At 70.9% G+C, this 18,654-nt stretch carries 23 protein-coding genes; 2 read left to right on the top strand and 21 right to left on the bottom strand.

All coding sequences use genetic code 11. From position 1 onward, the window contains the following. Positions 1-19: 19 nt before the first annotated feature. Together NMQ01_RS04255 and NMQ01_RS04250 are read right to left on the bottom strand one after the other, a co-directional pair. Positions 20-1,087: a DUF418 domain-containing protein gene (locus NMQ01_RS04255; protein WP_255185630.1), complete on the bottom strand. Its 1,068-nt coding sequence runs from the start codon at positions 1,085-1,087 to the stop codon at positions 20-22. Positions 1,088-1,117: 30 nt separating this feature from the next. Continuing rightward, complete coding sequence (locus NMQ01_RS04250) at positions 1,118-1,474, bottom strand: STAS domain-containing protein (protein WP_255185629.1); 357 nt, start codon at positions 1,472-1,474, stop codon at positions 1,118-1,120. Between the two features lie 164 nt (positions 1,475-1,638). Between NMQ01_RS04250 and NMQ01_RS04245 the strand changes: the two genes are divergently transcribed. Beyond that, entirely contained in the window at positions 1,639-2,271 is a 633-nt protein-coding gene (locus NMQ01_RS04245) for a cob(I)yrinic acid a,c-diamide adenosyltransferase (RefSeq protein ID WP_255185628.1), read from the top strand. A gap of 17 nt (positions 2,272-2,288) precedes the next feature. Here the strand turns inward: NMQ01_RS04245 and NMQ01_RS04240 are convergent, their stop codons facing one another. From NMQ01_RS04240 to rpmE, 19 genes are all read right to left on the bottom strand, one after another. Beyond that, positions 2,289-2,723 (bottom strand): DUF2550 family protein, encoded by a 435-nt coding sequence (locus NMQ01_RS04240; RefSeq protein ID WP_255185627.1) that lies wholly within the window; start codon positions 2,721-2,723, stop codon positions 2,289-2,291. A gap of 10 nt (positions 2,724-2,733) precedes the next feature. Continuing rightward, on the bottom strand, positions 2,734-3,000 hold the full coding sequence (locus NMQ01_RS04235; protein ID WP_255185626.1) for a F0F1 ATP synthase subunit epsilon: 267 nt from the start codon (positions 2,998-3,000) through the stop codon (positions 2,734-2,736). 72 nt (positions 3,001-3,072) lie between these two features. Further along, on the bottom strand, positions 3,073-3,540 hold the full coding sequence (locus NMQ01_RS04230) for a DUF2752 domain-containing protein (protein WP_255185625.1): 468 nt from the start codon (positions 3,538-3,540) through the stop codon (positions 3,073-3,075). After that, positions 3,537-4,085, bottom strand: coding sequence for an NINE protein (locus NMQ01_RS04225; protein WP_255185624.1), 549 nt, complete (start codon positions 4,083-4,085; stop codon positions 3,537-3,539). The genes NMQ01_RS04230 and NMQ01_RS04225 overlap by 4 nt, the downstream gene beginning before the upstream one ends. A gap of 109 nt (positions 4,086-4,194) precedes the next feature. Then, entirely contained in the window at positions 4,195-5,649 is a 1,455-nt protein-coding gene (atpD, locus tag NMQ01_RS04220) for a F0F1 ATP synthase subunit beta (protein WP_255185623.1), read from the bottom strand. Positions 5,650-5,666: 17 nt separating this feature from the next. Then, complete coding sequence (locus tag NMQ01_RS04215) at positions 5,667-6,566, bottom strand: F0F1 ATP synthase subunit gamma (protein WP_255185622.1); 900 nt, start codon at positions 6,564-6,566, stop codon at positions 5,667-5,669. 107 nt (positions 6,567-6,673) lie between these two features. Then, positions 6,674-8,311 (bottom strand): F0F1 ATP synthase subunit alpha, encoded by a 1,638-nt coding sequence (gene atpA, locus NMQ01_RS04210; protein WP_255185621.1) that lies wholly within the window; start codon positions 8,309-8,311, stop codon positions 6,674-6,676. Between the two features lie 72 nt (positions 8,312-8,383). Further along, positions 8,384-9,193, bottom strand: coding sequence for a F0F1 ATP synthase subunit delta (locus tag NMQ01_RS04205; RefSeq protein ID WP_255185620.1), 810 nt, complete (start codon positions 9,191-9,193; stop codon positions 8,384-8,386). After that, entirely contained in the window at positions 9,193-9,789 is a 597-nt protein-coding gene (locus NMQ01_RS04200; protein ID WP_255185619.1) for a F0F1 ATP synthase subunit B, read from the bottom strand. Before NMQ01_RS04200 ends, NMQ01_RS04205 begins: the two co-directional genes overlap by 1 nt. Before the next feature lie 50 nt (positions 9,790-9,839). After that, positions 9,840-10,046, bottom strand: a complete 207-nt coding sequence (locus tag NMQ01_RS04195) for an ATP synthase F0 subunit C (RefSeq protein ID WP_211596790.1) — start codon at positions 10,044-10,046, stop codon at positions 9,840-9,842. A gap of 91 nt (positions 10,047-10,137) precedes the next feature. Next, positions 10,138-10,935 carry a F0F1 ATP synthase subunit A gene (atpB, locus tag NMQ01_RS04190; RefSeq protein ID WP_255185618.1) on the bottom strand — a complete coding sequence of 266 codons (798 nt, stop codon included), beginning with the start codon at positions 10,933-10,935 and terminating at the stop codon, positions 10,138-10,140. Next, positions 10,932-11,312, bottom strand: coding sequence for an AtpZ/AtpI family protein (locus NMQ01_RS04185; protein WP_255185617.1), 381 nt, complete (start codon positions 11,310-11,312; stop codon positions 10,932-10,934). The genes atpB and NMQ01_RS04185 overlap by 4 nt, the downstream gene beginning before the upstream one ends. Continuing rightward, the gene (locus NMQ01_RS04180; protein ID WP_255185616.1) at positions 11,309-11,728 is read right to left on the bottom strand and encodes a hypothetical protein; all 420 of its coding nucleotides are present in this window, start codon (positions 11,726-11,728) and stop codon (positions 11,309-11,311) included. Before NMQ01_RS04180 ends, NMQ01_RS04185 begins: the two co-directional genes overlap by 4 nt. 120 nt (positions 11,729-11,848) lie before the next feature. Beyond that, positions 11,849-12,985 carry a glycosyltransferase family 4 protein gene (locus NMQ01_RS04175; RefSeq protein WP_255185615.1) on the bottom strand — a complete coding sequence of 379 codons (1,137 nt, stop codon included), beginning with the start codon at positions 12,983-12,985 and terminating at the stop codon, positions 11,849-11,851. A gap of 76 nt (positions 12,986-13,061) precedes the next feature. Beyond that, complete coding sequence (gene glyA, locus NMQ01_RS04170) at positions 13,062-14,339, bottom strand: serine hydroxymethyltransferase (RefSeq protein WP_255185614.1); 1,278 nt, start codon at positions 14,337-14,339, stop codon at positions 13,062-13,064. Then, entirely contained in the window at positions 14,336-15,301 is a 966-nt protein-coding gene (locus tag NMQ01_RS04165; RefSeq protein ID WP_255185613.1) for an L-threonylcarbamoyladenylate synthase, read from the bottom strand. The genes glyA and NMQ01_RS04165 overlap by 4 nt, the downstream gene beginning before the upstream one ends. A 287-nt stretch (positions 15,302-15,588) precedes the next feature. After that, positions 15,589-16,464 (bottom strand): peptide chain release factor N(5)-glutamine methyltransferase, encoded by an 876-nt coding sequence (gene prmC / locus NMQ01_RS04160; RefSeq protein ID WP_255185612.1) that lies wholly within the window; start codon positions 16,462-16,464, stop codon positions 15,589-15,591. Next, positions 16,461-17,546, bottom strand: a complete 1,086-nt coding sequence (gene prfA / locus NMQ01_RS04155; RefSeq protein ID WP_255185611.1) for a peptide chain release factor 1 — start codon at positions 17,544-17,546, stop codon at positions 16,461-16,463. Before prfA ends, prmC begins: the two co-directional genes overlap by 4 nt. 101 nt (positions 17,547-17,647) lie before the next feature. Next, a complete protein-coding gene (gene rpmE, locus NMQ01_RS04150; RefSeq protein WP_072623991.1) occupies positions 17,648-17,866 on the bottom strand; it encodes a 50S ribosomal protein L31 in 219 nt (72 codons plus the stop codon). Between the two features lie 191 nt (positions 17,867-18,057). Between rpmE and NMQ01_RS04145 the strand changes: the two genes are divergently transcribed. Beyond that, a complete protein-coding gene (locus NMQ01_RS04145; protein WP_255185610.1) occupies positions 18,058-18,645 on the top strand; it encodes a GNAT family N-acetyltransferase in 588 nt (195 codons plus the stop codon). Positions 18,646-18,654: the final 9 nt, after the last annotated feature.

Genomic DNA, 18,654 nt, shown 5'->3' with positions numbered 1-18,654 from the left:
ACGACGAAGGGAGCCCGCCTCACCCGATGCGGTCGGTCACCGCGGCGACGACCCACTCGACCGGCCCCTTGCCCAGTCGCGCCCACCACAGGTGGCAGACGACGAGGGTGACCAGGAGGATCCCGCCGCCCAGCGGGGCCCACCACGCCTGGGCGGTCGGCCACGGGACCGCGCGCATCGCGACGGCGATGAGGCACACGTGCAGCACGTAGGCGGTGAGGGCGAGCGCCCCGGTCGCGCGCACCGGGGCCGACGCCGCGACGAGGGGGCGCGCCGGCGTCCAGCGGGCGAGCAGGACGACGGCGCCGCACGCCGTCGCCGCGAGGGCGAGGTCGAGCAGGGCGTCCGGCAGGTCACCGGAGCGCACCTCGCTGACACCGAGCCCGTGACCGGCCAGCCGCAGTGCCACGACGCCGAGGCCGGCGACCAGCCCGAGCCCGAGGGTCGCGCCGGCGACCCTCGGTGTCAGCCGCAGGCGGGCGAGCACCACCCCGAGCAGCACGAAGGGCAGCAGGCTCACCACGCGGTAGTGGGTCGACAGGACGACCCACTGGAGCACCTGGTCGAGCAGTGCTGGCGAGTGCACCCGAGCAGGGTTGAAGGCCGAGCGGGCGGCGGCGGTGACCCAGGGCCCGACGGCGAAGCTCGCGGCGGCGAGGCCGGCGACCGCAGGCAGGGGCAGCAGGGCGAGCGGGGCGGCGACGGCCAGGGTCAGCCCGAGGGACATCAGCACGATCGCGACGAAGGTGCCGAGCGACTGCAGGGCCAGGCCGACGAGCACGAGCAGCAGACCCCGCACGACATCGCGCGCGACGAAGACGGGACCGCTCACCCTCCGCTCGCGGCGGGTGAGGACGATGCCGGCCGAGATGCCCATGACGAGGGCGAAGAGCGGCGAGGCGACGTTGTTGACGAGCAGCAGGACGAGCCGGGCAGGACCGGAGTCGAAGGGGGACCACACCCGCACGTGGGCGATGACCATGCAGACGACGGCGATGCCCCGCACGAGGTCGACGGCGGGGTCCCTGCGGCCGTCCCAGGGCATCCGGGCTCGGGCACTCTCCGCGGGCGGGTCGACGTCGATCACCCGCGCGAGTCTAGGCAGGAGCGGGCGCGGTCAGACGGCGGCGCGGCGGCGCCGCACGGCGACGGCGGGCTCCGGGGTGCCGTGGAGCAGCCGGGCGAGGCCGGCGCGGCGCAGCAGACGGGTGGTGCGCTCGTCGGCGCCGACGTAGCGCAGACGACGGCCGGCGCGCGCGGCCCGGGCGTGCGCCCCCACGAGGGTCGCGAAGCCGACCTTGTCGACGACCGTGGACTCGGTGAGGTCGACGAGGAGGAGGTCGCCCCCTTCGTGCAGGGCGGCGACGAAGCCCTGCCGCAGGTCGGCGCTGTGCCGGATGTCGAAGGGCACGTGCACCCGCACGCGAGTGGTCCCGGTGCCGCCCACTGGGCTCAGCGCGGTCATTGCGCTCATGACGGTTACCTGCTTTCCCCTGCCGAACCGTTGTCATCCAGTGTGACGTGCGAGACACCGATCCGGTTGCACCCAGCCGTCACGATGCGATCACGTCATCTCCTGCAGCGAGTCAGGACCGCACCGCCGGGCGGTCAGGCGGCGGGGTCTGCCACGATGGCGGCATGGTCAACCTCACCCGGATCTACACCCGCACCGGCGACGAGGGGACGACCGCGCTCGGCGACTTCAGCCGCACGAGCAAGACCGACTCCCGCCTGCAGGCCTACGCCGACGCCAACGAGGCCAATGCCGTCATCGGCGTCGCCATCGCGACGGGCGAGCTTTCGGAGGAGGTCGTCACGACGCTCACCCGGGTGCAGAACGACCTCTTCGACCTCGGGGCCGACCTGTCGACGCCACTGCAGAGCGACCCGGAGTACCCGCCGCTGCGCGTCAAGCAGGAGTGGGTCGACGAGCTCGAGGCGGACTGCGACCACTACCTGACGCAGGTGGAGAAGCTGCGCTCCTTCATCCTCCCCGGCGGCACCCCGGGCTCCGCCCACCTGCACCACGCGACGACGGTCGTGCGCCGCGCGGAGCGCTCCGCGTGGGCGGCGCGCGAGGACTACGGCACGGAGACCGCCGACGAGCGCGGCGTGGGCGGGGTCAACCCGCTGACGACGACCTATCTCAACCGGCTGTCGGACCTGCTCTTCATCCTCGCCCGCGTGGCCAACCTGCCGATCGGCGGCGACGTGCTGTGGCAGCCCGGCGGCGGCCGCGAGGAGCGCCCCACCAAGGGCGCACGACCTTAAGCAGATGCGAAGGGGGCTCAGGTCACGTTGACGTTGTGGCCGGGGGGCGCCGACTCCAGCCACGACCGCACGGCCGGGTAGATCTTCGGCTCCAGGGCCAGGCGGGCGACCTCGCTGCCGTGGGTGGTCAGCGTGATGGCCACGGCCGCGTCGAGCCCGGGGATCGAGATCGTCTCACCGGACGTCGGCGTGGAGATCTCGAGGCCCGCGCGGTGCCAGGACATCGTCGGGTGGGTCGTCACTCCCCCGACGCTGAACCAGTCGAGCTGCTCGGAGCCGAGACGCAGCAGCCCGAGTCGCCAGCGGGGCGACTCGGGCAGCTTGACGGCGCAAGGGCTGACGGGTCCGTGGGCGGCCAGCGACCGGCGTCGCAGCCAGAGGACGACGAGCCAGAGCGCGATGACCACGCACCCTGCCAGCAGGACGAGCTCGACCGCCTGCAGGGTGGACATGGGACCTGTGTCAGGCCTTGGCCGGGGTCTGGACGGTCTCGGCGACGATGGTCACGGTGTCGCTGTCGACGGAGAGGAAGCCGCCATCGATCGTGGCGGTCTGCTCCCCACCCTCGGTCTGGATGACGACGTCGCCCTCGACGAGGACGCCGAGCAGGGGGGTGTGGCCGGGCAGGATGCCGATCTCGCCCTCGGTGCTGCGGGCACGGACCATGCTGGCCTCGCCGGACCAGACCTTGCGGTCGGCGGCGACGAGTTCGACGTTGAGGGAGCTCACTGCGGGGTCCTTCGTCTCGGGGTGGTGCGGGAGTCCATCGTATCCCGCACCCGGAGGGGGTCTGCGCGCGCCTCAGGCGACGACGAGCGCGAAGTAGTCCTGCCCCAGCGAGAGGCTGATGATCCGCACGGCTGAGTAGGCCAGCCACAGCACCGTCAGGCCGAGCAGGATGCGGGGGTTGACCTTGTCGAGCAACGAGTGCGTCGGTACCCGCCGCACGAGGGCGTAGACGGTCCACACGACGATGCCGGCGGCCGCGGCCATGGCGACCGGGCCGAAGAGGTTGTACTCGAAGGCGGTCGCGACGTCGCCGTGCGCCAGGTGCACCCACGAGCGGGTCATGCCGCACCCGGGGCAGGGCAGCCCGGTGAGGGTGCGCATGAGGCAGGTCGGTGTCCCGCCGTCGACGGAGGGGACGGGCCACAGCCGGGCGATGACCAACCCGACGAGGCTGATCGCGGCGACGACGGGCACGACCCATCGCTCCGCGATGCTGACGCCTCGCGCCAGGTGGACCCGGCCGTGGACCTGCTGGGTCACCGCAGCGGCCGCCCGTCGACGTCGACCATCTTGCGGGTGACCACGAAGATGATGTCGATGATCTGCCAGATGCCCGCGCCACCGCAGGTGAGCAGCTTGAGGACGCCGAGGCCGGTCTGGCCGAGGTAGAAGCGGTCGACGCCGAGGCTGCCGACGAAGATCGACAGCAGCAGGGTCGTCATCCACTCGCGGCTGGAGAAGAGCCCGGGCACCTGCGACGCGGGGAACCAGTTCTGCTGCCCCTCCGCCCGCACCGGGGTGTCGCCCTTGAGCTGGCCGCCGGTCGCCATGCCGGCGAGCTCGGTCAGTCCGTAGGGGCCGTACTCCTGGCCCATGACGTTGAGGTGGTAGCGCTCGCCGCCGGTCAGCTGGGGCGCCTGCTGGTAGCCGGGCGCCTGCTGGTACCCACCCTGCTGCTGGTAGGCACCGTGCTGCTGGTAGCCGCCGGCCGTGGGCTGACCGCCCTGCCCCTGCGGGGCGCTCTGCGCGCCGGGCGGAGGGGGCGGACCGGGCTGCTGGTCGGGGTGCTCACCGGGAGTCGTCATGGCCGCCAGTGTAGGTGCCGCGGCCCCCTTCGCCCCAACGGGTCCGGGGACGGCGACGGCCGCCCCCTTCGAGCGAAGGGAGCGGCCGTCACGGTGACGCGGGGTCGGGTCAGAGGCTCTTCTGGATGTCCGCCCACTGGCGCTCGACGTCGTCGAGGCCACCGCACATGAAGAAGGCCTGCTCGGCGACGTGGTCGTACTCGCCGTCGGCAATCTTGGTGAAGGCCTCGATCGTGTCGGTCAGCGGGACCGTCGAACCCTCGATGCCGGTGAACTGCTTGGCGACGTAGGTGTTCTGCGACAGGAAGCGCTGGATGCGACGGGCACGGTTGACGAGGATCTTGTCCTCCTCGGACAGCTCGTCGATACCGAGGATCGCGATGATGTCCTGCAGCTCCTTGTTCTTCTGGAGGATCTGCTTGACGCGCACCGCGGTGTTGTAGTGGTCCTCCGCGATGTACCGACGGTCGAGGATGCGGCTCGTCGAGGTGAGCGGGTCCACAGCCGGGTAGATACCCATGGACGCGATCTCACGGTTGAGCTCGGTCGTCGCGTCGAGGTGGGCGAAGGTCGTCGCCGGGGCCGGGTCGGTGTAGTCGTCGGCCGGCACGTAGATCGCCTGCATCGAGGTGATCGAGTGACCACGCGTCGAGGTGATGCGCTCCTGGAGGACACCCATCTCGTCGGCGAGGGTCGGCTGGTAGCCCACGGCGGAGGGCATGCGACCCAGCAGCGTGGAGACCTCGGAGCCGGCCTGCGTGAAGCGGAAGATGTTGTCGATGAAGAGCAGGACGTCCTGCTTCTGCACGTCGCGGAAGTACTCCGCCATCGTCAGCGCGGACAGGGCGACGCGCAGACGCGTGCCCGGCGGCTCGTCCATCTGGCCGAAGACCAGGGCGGTCTGACCGAGGACGCCGGCCTCCTCCATCTCGACCATGAGGTCGTTGCCCTCACGGGTGCGCTCACCGACACCGGCGAAGACGGAGACACCACCATGGTCGCGCGCGACACGGGCGATCATCTCCTGGATGAGGACGGTCTTGCCGACACCGGCACCACCGAAGAGGCCGATCTTGCCACCCTGGACGTAGGGGGTGAGCAGGTCGATGACCTTGATGCCGGTCTCGAACATCTGCGTCTTCGACTCGAGCTGGTCGAAGGCCGGGGCGGAGCGGTGGATGCCCCAGCGCTCGTTGACCTCGAGGGTCTCGCCCTCCTCGAGGTTGAGGCAGGCGCCGGTCGTGTTGAAGACCTTGCCGAGGGTGACGTCGCCGACGGGGACGCTGATCGGGCCGCCGGTGTCCTGGACCTGGGCGCCGCGGACGAGACCGTCGGTGGGCTGCAGGGAGATGGCTCGCACCATGTTGTCGCCGATGTGCTGGGCGACCTCGAGGTTCAGCGTGCGGGTGGTGTCCCCGATCGTGACCTCGGTGGTGAGCAGGTTGTACTGGTCGGGCATGGTGTCGGCGCTGAACTCGACGTCGACGACCGGGCCGGTGACGCGGGAGATGCGCCCGACCCCACCCGCCTGGGTGGTGTTCTCTTCGGTGACGGTGGCAGTCATGGGTTCTCTCTACCTTCTCACTTGGACTCGGCCAGGGCCCCGGCCCCGCCGACGATCTCGGAGATCTCCTGGGTGATCTCGGCCTGACGGGCCTGGTTGGCCAGTCGGGTGTACTTCTTGATGAGCTCCTCGGCGTTGTCGGTCGCCGACTTCATGGCGCGCTGACGGGCCGCGAGCTCGGAGGCCGCCGCCATGAGGAGGCAGTTGAAGATGCGCGCGTTGACGTAGCGCGGGAGCAGCGTGTCGAGCAGCTCCTCGCCGCTCGGCTCGAACTCGTAGAGCGGGTGCACCTCGTCCTCGCTCGGCTCCTCGACGCCCTCGACGACCTCGAGCGGGAGCAGCCGGATGACCTCGGCCTCCTGGGTGACCATGGAGACGAAGCGGGTGTAGACGACGTGGACCTCTTCGACGCCACCGTCCTCGTAGTCCTTGATGAAGTCCGCCACGAGGCGCTCGCCGATCTCGCGGGCGTTCTCGAAGGTCGGCTTCTCGGACGAGCCGGTCCACTCGGCGACGAACTCCCTCTTGCGGAAGGAGTAGTAGGAGACCGCGCGACGACCCACGAGGTACGTCTGGACCTCCTTGCCCTGGTCACGCAGAGCGGCAGAGACCCGCTCGCCCTCCTTGAGGACGTTGGCGTTGTAGCCGCCCGCGAGACCGCGGTCGGCCGCGACGACGAGGACCGCGGCGCGGCGCACCGTCTCCGGCTCGGTCGTCAGCGGGTGGTCCTCGTCCGAGTGGGTGGCCACGGCCGAGGCCGCGCGGGTCAGCGCGCGGGCATAGGGCGTGGACTCACGCACCGCCTGCTGGGCCTTGACGACACGCGAGGCCGCCATGAGCTCCATGGCGCGCGTGATCTTCTTGGTCGAACTGACGGCCCGGATGCGCTGCCGGTACTCCCGGATCTGCGCTCCCATGTGCTTCCGCCTCTCTGATGGTCTGTGGTCGGCTCACCCGGGGTGGGCCGGTCGGGGGTGCTGCTCCCCCGGTCGGGCGCCGCTGGCGACGCCCGACCGGTGGTGGGTCAGCGCTTCTGCTTGACGATCTGGACCTGCTCGGAGTCCTGGGCGTCCTCGCCCGACTCCTCGGCAGAGCCCACCGGGACGTCCTCGACGTTGGAGGGGGCGAAGGTGTCGCGGAAGCTGGCGATCTCGGCCTCGAGGGCGGAGATCGTCGAGTCCTCGAGCTTGCCCGTCTCCTGGATGCCCTCCATGAGGTCGTTCTTGTTGCGACGCAGGTGGGCGAGGAACTCCGACTCGAAGCGACGGATGTCCTCGACCGCGATCGAGTCGAGCTCACCGGTGGTACCGGCCCAGATCGCCACGGCCTGCTCCGGCACCGGGTAGGGGTCGGCCTGCTTCTGCTTGAGCAGCTCGACGAGGCGGGCGCCGCGGGCCAGCTGCTGCTTCGAGGCCGGGTCGAGGTCGGACGCGAACATCGCGAAGGCCTCGAGCGCGCGGTACTGGGCCAGGTCGAGCTTGAGGCGACCGGAGACCGACTTCATCGCCTTGGTCTGCGCGGCCGAGCCGACACGCGAGACCGAGACACCCACGTCGATGGCGGGGCGGACGTCGGAGTTGAAGAGGTCGGCCTGCAGGTAGATCTGGCCGTCGGTGATCGAGATGACGTTGGTCGGGATGTACGCCGAGACGTCGCCCGCCTTCGTCTCGATGATCGGCAGACCGGTCATCGAGCCGGCGCCCATGTCGTCGGAGAGCTTGGCGCAGCGCTCCAGCAGACGCGAGTGCAGGTAGAAGACGTCACCCGGGTAGGCCTCGCGGCCCGGCGGGCGGCGGAGCAGCAGCGACATCGAGCGGTAGGCCTCGGCCTGCTTGCTCAGGTCGTCGAAGACGATGAGGACGTGCTTGCCCTGGTACATCCAGTGCTGGCCGATGGCCGAGCCGGTGAAGGGGGCGAGGTACTTGAAGCCGGCGGCGTCGGACGCGGGGGCCGCGACGATCGTCGTGTACTCCATGGCGCCGGCCTCCTCGAGCGTGCCCTTGACGGACGCGATCGTGGAGCCCTTCTGGCCGATGGCGACGTAGATGCAGCGGACCTGCTTCTGCGGGTCGCCGGTCTCCCAGAACTGCTTCTGGTTGATGATCGTGTCGACCGCGACCGTGGTCTTGCCGGTCTGGCGGTCACCGATGATCAGCTGACGCTGGCCACGGCCGATCGGCGTCATGGCGTCGACCGACTTCAGACCGGTCTGCAGCGGCTCGTGGACCGACTTGCGCTGGACGACGCTCGGAGCCTGCAGCTCGAGCTGGCGGCGCTCCTCGGACTCGATGTCGCCGAGTCCGTCGATCGGCTGGCCGAGCGGGTTGACGACGCGGCCGAGGAAGCCCTCGCCGACCGGCACCGAGAGGACCTCGCCGGTGCGCTTGACCGCCTGGCCCTCCTCGATCTTGGAGAAGTCGCCGAGGACGACGACACCGATCTCGTGGACGTCGAGGTTGAGCGCGAGGCCGAGGGTGCCGTCCTCGAACTCGAGCAGCTCGTTGGTCATGGCCGAAGGGAGTCCCTCGACGTGGGCGATGCCGTCACCGGTGTCGGTGACGCGGCCGACCTCTTCGCGGGAGGCCGCGCCCGGGTTGTAGGACCGCACGTAGCCGTCCAGGGCGTCCCGGATCTCCTCCGGACGGATCGAAAGCTCCGTCATGTTGTCTTCTCCTCGTTGCCGGCCGCTGTGGTGGCCGAATATGTGGTCTGCATGGTGGGTCTGGACCCGGGCTCAGCCGGCCAGGTGGCGCTTCGCCTCGTCGAGACGTCGCAGGACAGTCCCGTCGACGACCTCGTCGCCGATCTGGACCCGGATCCCGCCGATGACGTCCTCGTCGTGGACGATCTGCAGCTGGACGGGCTTGCTGTAGATCTGCTGCAACGCGGCGGCGAGCCGACTGCGCTGCTCCTGCGTGAGGTCGACCGCGGACGTGACGACGGCGGTCAGCTGCTGGCGACGCTCCGCGGCGAAGTCGAGGAACTCCTCGATCGTCCGGTCGAAGCGGCGGCCCCGGGGCGCGAGCACGGCCTGTCGGGCCAGGCGCACGGACTCGGGACGGGCCTTGCCGTCGAGCAGTCGGCTGATGACCTCGGCCTTGCCCTGCGGGTCGCCCTGCCGGTTGGCGAGGGCGTCACGCAGCTCCGGCGAGCCGTCGACGAGGCGCTCGAAGCGGAAGAGCTCGTCCTCGACCTGGTCGAGCGCACCGGCGGCCTCGGCTCCCTTGAGGGTGGCCTCGACGGCGAAGCGCTCGAGCGTGTCGGTGAGGTCGCGCTCCTGGGCCCAGCGCTGACCGGCGAGCACCGAGACGATGCCGACGGTCTCGTTGGACACCTTGCCGTGGAGCAGGCGGGTGACCAGGTCGGACCGGTCCTTGCCCTCGCGGGAGGGGTCGGCGACGCTGCGGCGCAGGGCCGCGTTGTCGTCGAGCAGCCCGGTGACGGCGAAGAGCTCGTCGGCCACGACGGCCGCGTCACCCGACGTCAGCGCGGTCTCGAAGGACTGGCGTCCCTCGGCCACGGCGGCGCGGGAAGAGCCTCGCATCAGGCGTCACCCTGCTGCGTCTGCCCGACCTTCTCCGGCTGGACCTGGCCCGACTCGAGCTCCGCGAGGAAGCGGTCGATGAGGCCCTGACGGCTGGAGGAGTCCTGCAGCTCGTGGCCGACGATGCGACCGGCCAGGTCGGTCGACAGACGACCCACCTCACCGCGCAGCGAGACGGAGGCCTGCTGGCGCTCGGCCTCGATCTGCTTGTGCGCCGACTCGGTGATGCGGTTGGCCTCGTCCTGCGCCTGCCCGCGCATCTCCGCGACGATGGCCGCGCCCTCGGCGCGTGCGTCCTCACGGATCTTCGCGGCCTCGGCGCGGGCCTCGGCCAGCTGGGCCTCGTACTGGGCCTTGGCGGCCTCGGCCTCTGCCTGGGCGTTCTCGGCCTGGGCAATGCCACCCTCGATCGCGGCGTGGCGCTCGGCGTAGGCCTTCTCGATGTTCGGGACCACGAACTTCGCGACGACGAAGTAGAGGATCGCGAACATGACGAGACCGAAGACGAGCTCCGGGATGTGCGGGATGAGCGGCATGCTCTCCCCGTCGGCCGCGGCGAGACCCACGACCGACGAGGCGGTTGCGGTGATGTGCACGGGTACTCCTAGTTACTGGTGCCGATGACGGATGGCCGTTGCCGGCAGGCTCAGAGGAAGAAGAGCACCAGACCGAAGATGGCGAGCGCCTCGGCGAGGGCGAAGCCGAGGATGGCGATCGGCTGCAGCAGGCCGCGGGCCTCGGGCTGACGGGCGACACCGTTGATGTACGCGGCGAAGATCAGACCGACGGCGATGGCCGGGCCGATGGCGGACAGGCCGTAGCCGACGAGCGAGAGGTTGCCTTCCACGATGATTCCTCTTTCGTGTGTTTCGTGTGACCCCTGAGCTTGTGCCCTGGGGAAGTTCAGTGTGGGGACGATCTTCAGTTGTAGGTCGGTGGGTGACTCAGTGGTCGTCGGCGAGCGCCCCAGCGATGTAGCTGGAGGTCAGGAGGACGAAGACGAAGGCCTGGAGGAACTGCACCAGCGCCTCGAAGAGCACCATGACGCCGGCCATGAGGAAGGTCGGCAGCGACAGCACCTTCAGCAGGGCGCCACCGTCGAGCAGGAAGTAGGCACCCGCCGTGACGAAGAGGTAGATGACCATGTGGCCGGCGAACATGTTGCCGAAGAGTCGCAGCGCCAGCGTCAGCGGCCGGGTGATGAAGTAGGTGATCAGCTCGAGCAGGAAGACCACGGGCACGATCCAACCCGGCAGGCCCGGCGGGACCATGTGCTTGAAGTAGCCGACGAAGCCCATCTTCTGGAAACCGATCCAGTGGTAGACCACGTAGACGACCGCGACGAGGGCGATCGGGAATCCGATCTTGCCCGTCACCGGGTTCATCGCGAAGGGGAAGATGCCCATCAGGTTGTAGAAGAGCACCATCGTGAAGAGGGTGACGATGAGCGGCACGAACTTGCGGAACTCCTTGGTCCCGATCATGTCGCGCGCCACGCTGTTGCGCGGGAAGTTGTAGAAGCCCTCGAGGAGCCACTGGCCCTTGCTCGGGACGACGGCCGCCTTGCGGCTCAGGGTGACCAGCGCGATCGAGACGACCGCCGTGACGATGGCGGCCCACGCCATCTGGTTGGTGACGACGATGCCGCCGACCTCGAAGAGCGGCTGCCAGAAGATCTCCGGCGTCGGGGAGTGGAACTCCCCCCCACCGGCAGCAGGCAGCGCGGGCGCAGTCAGGATCACTGGTTCTCCTCGTTGTGTGGCTGGGCACCGAGCGTCGACGCGGTGGCGCGGTCGGAGTGGGGTGCTTGGGACGTACCGTACCGGAGCCAGATCACGTACAGCGACAGAGCCATTCCGCCGACGACACCGACGACGACGAGGAACGACGTTCCCAGCCAGCGGTCGAGCAGCCAGCCGATGGCTCCGTACAGGATCGGCCCGGTGATCAGGTGTGCCAGGACCGTCGCCGCCATCGCATCCGACCCTGCGGCCGGATGCGGAGCGGACGGGTCGTGGCGGTAGCGCGCGGTCTGTGCCGCGGAGTCCTCGGCGCTGGGGAGCGCCTTGGTCACGAGTCGGGGGTTGCCGCCCTTCGCCCGGCGGGTCAGGGCGCTCATGCGCCGACCCCGGCCGGGTGGATCAGGTGGCGGCTACGCACGTATCCGGCGATGACACCCACCTGGAGCAGCACGGCGGCGGCAACAGCCGACAGCGCGGCGGTGCGGCCGTCGAGCCACGTCATCTCGCGCAGCGCGGCGACCGCGGCGACGAGGATGATGAGCTGCCCGAGGTAGACGACCCCGGCTCCGGCCATCGACGTGCCGACGTCGCCGGCGACGATGAGCGAGATCGCCACGAGGCCGGTCAGCACGACGAAGAAAGCGAGCAGGGAGCCGGCCAGCGCGCTGAGGGCGGCGTCTCCCCCCTTCGCCACGGCCGCGACGGCGGTGGTCAGGACCGTCCCGACGACACCGGCGACGAGGACACCACGGCGCATGCCCGGCACGGGGCTGCGGCGCTGAGTCGTGGTCATCGGCTCACTTCGGGAACGGGAGCACGAGGTGCTCTGGCGGGTCGGACCGAACGGTCCGGTGGGCGCTTGTGAAAGTTTACACAAGCGCCGCGAGGGCCACCAATTCGCCCTGGCCGGCCCTCAGACGTCGAGACGCTGGCCCTGGGTGTCGTACGTCTTCGGGCGGTGGCCCGGGCGCGAGAACCGCGGCAGCCAGATCGTCAGGACGGCGGCGACGACGAGCATCACCACTCCCCCGATGCCGGCGACGAGCAGGGGCAGGAAGACCAGGCTCACGGCGCCGAGGGCGACGACGGCCGCCCAGAGCCACAGCAGCAGGACCGCACGCCGGTGACCGTGGCCGATCTGGAGCATCCGGTGGTGCAGGTGCTGGCTGTCGGCGTCCCAGGGGCGCTGGCCGCGGGCGGTGCGCCGCGCGACCGCCCACACGACGTCGAGCAGCGGCAGCAGCATGATCGAGATCGGGATGAGCAGCGGCAGCACGGTGGCCGCGAGCGCGTTGGCGCTCACCTGGTCGGGGTTGATCTGACCGACGTTGGAGATCGTCGCGGCCGCTAGCAGCAGGCCGAGGAGCAGCGCGCCGGAGTCACCCATGAAGAGCTTCGCCGGGAAGACGTTGTGCGGCAGGAAGCCCAGGCAGCACCCGGCGAGCGCCGCGGAGACGAAGGTCGCCGAGGAGAAGACATTGGGCGGGTCGTAGCTGCCCGAGATGAGATAGCTGTAGATGAAGAAGGCGCCGGCGGCGATCGCCACGAGGCCGGCGGCCAGGCCGTCGAGCCCGTCGATGAAGTTGACCGCGTTGATGCACAGCACGACGACGAAGATCGTCAGCAGCACGAGCAGCGGCGCCGGCAGCACGGTCACCGTGCCCAGCGGCAGCGAGAAGAACTGCACCCCCGCGAAGGCGATGATCGCCGCGGCGACGAGCTGGCCGCCGAGCTTGGTCAGGGCGTCGAGCTCCTTGACGTCGTCGATCGCCCCGACGAGGCAGACGACGGCCGCGCCGACGAGGATCCCGATGAGCTCACCGGTCTCGAAGACCTGCCGCAGGAAGGGCATGCGCGAGGCCGCGAGGGTCGCGGCCGCGTAGCCGAAGAACATCGCCACCCCACCGAGGCGCGGGATCGGCACGACGTGGACGTCGCGCTCCCGCACCTCGGTGAAGGCGCCGACGCGCACCGCGATGGTGCGCATCAGCGGGACGAGGACATAGGTCGTCGCGAGCGCGACGAGGAAGACGAAGAGGTACTCCCTCACCGCTCACCCCTCCCCTGCGAGGCGTCGAGGCCCCGTCGCGGAGCTCCTCGCACCTCGACCACGGTCCGGAGGGGGATCAGCGCGGGTAGGCGGGGAAGGTGGTGACCAGCTCGCTCACCTGGGCACGCACCTCGCGGGAGACGGCGTGCTCGGGGTCGGCGTCGCCCGTCGTCACGGCGGTGTGGATGAGCTCGGCGATCTTGACCATCTCGTCGGTACCCATGCCCTGCGTCGTGACGCAGGGGGTGCCGACGCGGATGCCGGAGGCGACCGAGGGCTTCTGCGGGTCGTTGGGGATGGCGTTCTTGTTGAGCGTGATGCCGGCCGCGTCGCAACGCGCCTCGGCGTCGACACCGGTGACGCCCACGCCCTGCAGGTCGAGCAGCGCGAGGTGGGTGTCGGTGCCGCCGGTCGTCGGGCGGATGCCGCGCTGGAGCAGCTCGTCTGCGAGGACCTTGGAGTTGGCGATGACGTCGGCCGCGTACTGCTGGTACTCGGGCGTCGCACACTCCTTGAAGTTGACCGCCTTGGCGGCGATCGTGTGCATCTGCGGGCCGCCCTGCATCATCGGGAAGATCGCCTTGTCGAGCGCCTTGGCGTGCTCCTCCTTGCACACGAGTGCACCGGAGCGGGGGCCACGCAGCACCTTGTGCGTCGTGAAGGTGACGACGTCGGCGAGCGGGACCGGGCTCGGGATCGCCTTGCCGGCGACGAGGCCGATGAAGTGCGCCGCGTCGACCCACATGATCGCGCCGACCTCGTCGCAGATCGCGCGGATGCGCTCGAAGTCGAGCAGGCGCGGGATCGCGGAGCCGCCGGAGCAGATGACCTTGGGACGGTGCTCCTTGGCCAGGCGCTCCATCTCGTCGTAGTCGACGTCCTCGGTCTCCGGGTGCACGCCGTAGTGGACGGCGTCGAACCACTTGCCCGAGAAGGAGACCTTGGTGCCGTGGGTGAGGTGGCCACCGTGCGGCAGCGACATCGCGAGGATCTTCTCCCCCGGCTGGAGGAAGGCACCGTAGACGGCCTGGTTGGCGCTGGCGCCGGAGTGGGCCTGCACGTTGGCGTGCTCGGCGCCGAGCAGGCTCTTGGCGCGCTCGATGGCGAGGTTCTCGGCCTTGTCGACCTCGGAGCAGCCGCCGTAGTAGCGACGCCCCGGGTAGCCCTCGGCGTACTTGTTGCTCAGCGTCGACCCGAGCGCGGTGAGCACCTCGGGAGAGGAGATGTTTTCGCTCGCGATGAGCTGGAGGCCGCCGCGGATGCGGTCGAGCTCGCTGGTGAGGACACCGGCGATCTCCGGGTCGAAGGCGCTCAGGGCGCCGAAGTCGGAGCCGTAGAAGGTGTCGTCGGTCATCGCGGGGCCTCCGTGGGGGTGGTGGGGTCGGTCTGCGGCGGGTCGGTGGGCGCGGCCTGCGCCGTCGCACGGTCTGACGAAGGGAGATCCTCCCACTCGGCGTCGGCGGCGTCACCGCCGGTGCCGTGACGCGGCTCGCGCAGGCGGGCGGCCTCGGCGGCCGCGACCTCGGGGTCCTCGTCGTCGTAGGTTGGCAGGTCGCCGCGCTGCGGCTCGGACCCGGCCTCGGCCTCTGCCACGTCGGCGACGGGCGACTCCGGCTGGGGCTCGGGCTCGGCACCGGGGTCCGCGACGTCGGCGACGCCCTCCCCCGCGTCGTCCGGCCGGTCGAAGCCGACACCGAGGATCTCCTCGAGCCGCTCGCGGCCGACGGCGCCCTGACGCAGCACGACGGGGTGCTCGCCGGTGCAGTCGATGATCGTCGACGGCTCCTGGGTGGCCCGCGGACCACCGTCGAGGTAGACGCTCACGGCCGGCCCGAGCTGCACGGCGGCGTCGGTGACGGTCGTGGCCGCCGGCTCGCCGGTGCGGTTGGCGCTCGTCACGGCGAGCGGGCCGGTCTCGCGCAGGACCTCGAGGGCGATCTCGTCGTCGGGCATGCGCAGCGCGACGGTGCCGGCGGTCTCACCGAGGTCCCAGTGCAGCGAGGGCTGCGCCCACAGCACGAGGGTCAGCGGACCGGGCCACAGCTGGTCGACCAGCCGGCGGGCCCACTCGGGCACGGCGCGGGCCAGTCCGTCGACGGTGCGCACGTCGGGGATGAGGACGGGCGGGGGCATGTCGCGGCCCCTCCCCTTCGCGCTGAGGACGGCGGCCACGGCCTCGGGGTCGAAGGCGTCGGCCCCGATCCCGTAGACGGTGTCGGTGGGGATGACGACGACCTCGCCGCGGCGGACGGCGTCGACCGTCGCCGTCACGCTCTGCTCGCGGTCTGCGGTGGTCGCATCAACGACGGGACTCATGGGGCCCACCCTATGCCGCAGGCTCGCGGCGGACGGGCCCGGTCGGGACGCCGCCGAATTGGTGACGCCGCTTCGCCCCCCACGCGCCCCTCGCGGCGATAGGTTGAACGACCGCCCAAAACCGATCCCCTCGAGGAGGAGAACATGCGAGGCTCAGGTCTCATCTGGACGATCGTCGGCGTGCTGCTGATCATCGTGCTGCTGATGTACATCCTCTGAAGTTCCCAGCACCACCGAAGGGGGCGTGGCCGACCGGCCACGCCCCCTTCGTCATGCTCGTGCCGGGCTCAGGCGCGACGTGCGGTCGTGGTGCGGGGGCGTCCGGCGAGGTCGGTGTGGTCGGTGGCGTCCGCCCAGTCGCCCGTCGCCACCAGCGCGCGGGGCAGGCTCTCGCCCTGGCTGTCGGCGTGCTCCATGACGAGCAGCCCGCCCGGCCGCAGCAGGCGCGCGGCGGTCGCGGCGACCGCGAGCGGGATCGCCAGCCCGTCGGCGCTGCCGCCGTAGAGCGCCACCTGGGGGTCGTGCTCGGCGACCTCCGGCTCGAGCGGCACCATCCCGACGGGGATGTAGGGCGGGTTGGACACGACGACGTCGACCCGGCCGACGAGCTCGGCGAGCTCGGGCACGGTGGCCGGGTCGGCGGTGGCGTCGGCGGCGACGAGCCGCACGGGCAGCCCGCTCGCCTCGATGTTGCGGGCGGCCCAGGCCACGGCGAGCTCGCTGAGCTCGACGGCGGTCACCTCGGCACCCGGCGCCTCGTCGGCGACGCCCAGCGCGAGCGCGCCCGAGCCGGTGCACAGGTCGACGACGACCGGCGCGTCGAGCCCGTCGAGCGCCGCCAGCACGTGGTCGACGGCGGCCTCCGTCTCGGGGCGGGGCACGAAGACCCCGGGCCCGACGTGCAGCTCGAGCCGGCGGAAGGGGGCGGTGCCGGTGAGGTGCTGCAGCGGCACCCGGGTGGCGCGCTCCTCGACGAGCGCGTCGAGCCGCCGCGAGGTCATCTCGTCGAGGTCGGCACCGAGCAGCATCCGGCGCTCCACCTCGGCCCGGTCGCAGCCCAGGGCGTGGGCCGCGAGGAGCAGCGCGTCAGGTCGTGGGGTCGGCACGCCCGCAGCGGTGAGCGTCGCCGTCGCCTCCCCCACCGCCGAGCGAAGGGAGGTCACTCCCCGTCCCCGGCGAGAGCCGCGAGCCGCGCCTCCTCGTCGGCCTGCACCGCGGAGTCGATCACCGCGTCGAGGTCGCCGTCGAGCACGGTGTCGAGCCGGTTGGCCTTGAAGCCGGTGCGGTGGTCGCTGATCCGGTTCTCGGGGAAGTTGTAGGTGCGGATCCGCTCCGAGCGGTCGACGGTGCGCACCTGCGAGGCACGCGCCTCCTTGGCCTCGGCCGCCGCCTCGTCCATCGCCATCTGGTGCAGCCGGGCGCGCAGCACGCGCATCGCCGACTCCTTGTTCTGCAGCTGCGACTTCTCGTTCTGGCAGGAGACGACGGTGCCGGTCGGCAGGTGGGTGATCCGCACGGCCGAGTCGGTCGTGTTGACCGACTGCCCGCCGGGACCCGACGAGCGGTAGACGTCGATCTTCAGGTCGTTGGGGTCGATCTCGACCTCGACGACGTCGCCGACGTCGGGCATGACCCACACGCCGGCCGCGGAGGTGTGGATACGACCCTGGCTCTCGGTGACGGGGACGCGCTGGACGCGGTGGACTCCCCCTTCGTACTTGAGGCGGGCCCACGGGGCGGCGCCCGGCTCCGGCGTGCCCTTGGCACCGACCGCGACCCGCACGTCCTTGTAGCCGCCGAGGTCGGACTCGGTGGCGTCGAGCAGGCGCGTGGTCCAGCCGCGCTTCTCCGCATGGCGCAGGTACATGCGCAGCAGGTCGCCGGCGAAGAGGGCGGACTCCTCTCCCCCTTCGCCCGCCTTGATCTCGAGGATCACGTCACGGTCGTCATCGGGGTCACGCGGGATGAGCAGGCGGCGCATCCGGTCCTCGCCGGCGGCAACCGCCTCCTCGAGCGCGGGGACCTCGGCGGCGAAGGCCGCGTCCTCCGCGGCCAGCTCGCGGGCGGCCTCGAGGTCACCGACGGCCAGGTCGAGCTCACGCTGGGCCGTGACCACCGGGGTCAGCTCGGCATAGCGCCGGTTGACGTCGCGCAGGCGGTCGGGGTCACCGATGACGGCCGGGTCGGCGAGCGACGCCTCGAGCTCGGCGTGCTCGGCGAGCAGCGCCTCGACGGACTCGAGCACGGTGGCCTCCCGGCGGTCGGTGGGTGGAGCGGAGGTGGAGGGGTGGTGGAAACGACTGATGCGCCGGCCAGCCCTGTGGGCTGACCGGCGCATCGAGTGGGTTACTTGGCCTCGGTCTTCTGGCCGTAACGCTTCTGGAAGCGGGCCACGCGACCACCGGTGTCCATGATCTTCTGCTTGCCCGTGTAGAAGGGGTGGCAGTTGCTGCAGATCTCGACGCGGATCTCGCCGCCCGGCTTGGTGCTGCGGGTGGTGAAGGTGTTGCCGCAGGTGCACGAGACGCTGGTGGCCTCGTAGGTGGGGTGGATGTCCTTCTTCACGTGGTGCTCCTTGGTCGTGTCGTCCGGGTCGGCGTTGCGCCCTCGCTGGGGCCGACAACTGCGAGCGTCTGTGCCGCGTGCCGTGAACCGGACCAGCAGTCGATTGTGCCAGAGCAGGCACGGTGGTCCAAACACGACGTCGGTCCCGGATGTTCCCGTGCGGGCGCACCCGGCTGGGGCAGGATGGGCGCATGGCACCTCGAGCCCCCCGCCTGCCCCGCCGCACCACCCGTGACCGGCGAAGGGAGCCCGCGCCCGGGCCCGTGGAGGGCTCGGTGATCCGGCCGGCCACGGCCGGCGACATCGGCACCATCGTCGCCCTGCGGGCACTGATGTTCGAGGCGATGGGCACCTCCTCCGAGGAGGTCTCCGACATCGGCTGGCAGCAGGACGCCGCCCGCTGGCTGCAGCTGCGACTCGGTGAGGACGACGTGCGGGTCGTCGTCGCCGAGGCCCACGGCACCGTCGTCTCGTGCGCCATGGGTCAGGTCACCGACCTCATGCCGGCGCCCGGCCGCCGCGGCACGGGTGGCCTCGTGTCCAACATCGCCACCTTCCCCCGGCACCGTCGCCTGGGCTTCACCCACGCCGTCGTCGCCGAGCTCATCGCGTGGTTCGAGGACGAGACCGACGTCGAGGTGCTCTCGCTCAACGCGACCGAGATGGGCCGCGACATCTACGAGGACTTCGGCTTCACCGAGGCGGCCTTCCCCGAGATGCGCCGACGCATCGACCGCACCTCCCCCGAGCTGGACGCCACCACCCCCGACGAGGCTTGACCTCCCCTC

This window comes from Janibacter sp. CX7, assembly GCF_024362365.1.
Taxonomy (GTDB): domain Bacteria; phylum Actinomycetota; class Actinomycetes; order Actinomycetales; family Dermatophilaceae; genus Janibacter.
Note: the sequence above shows the minus strand (reverse complement) of the source record. Positions and strands in the feature narration are given on the sequence as shown.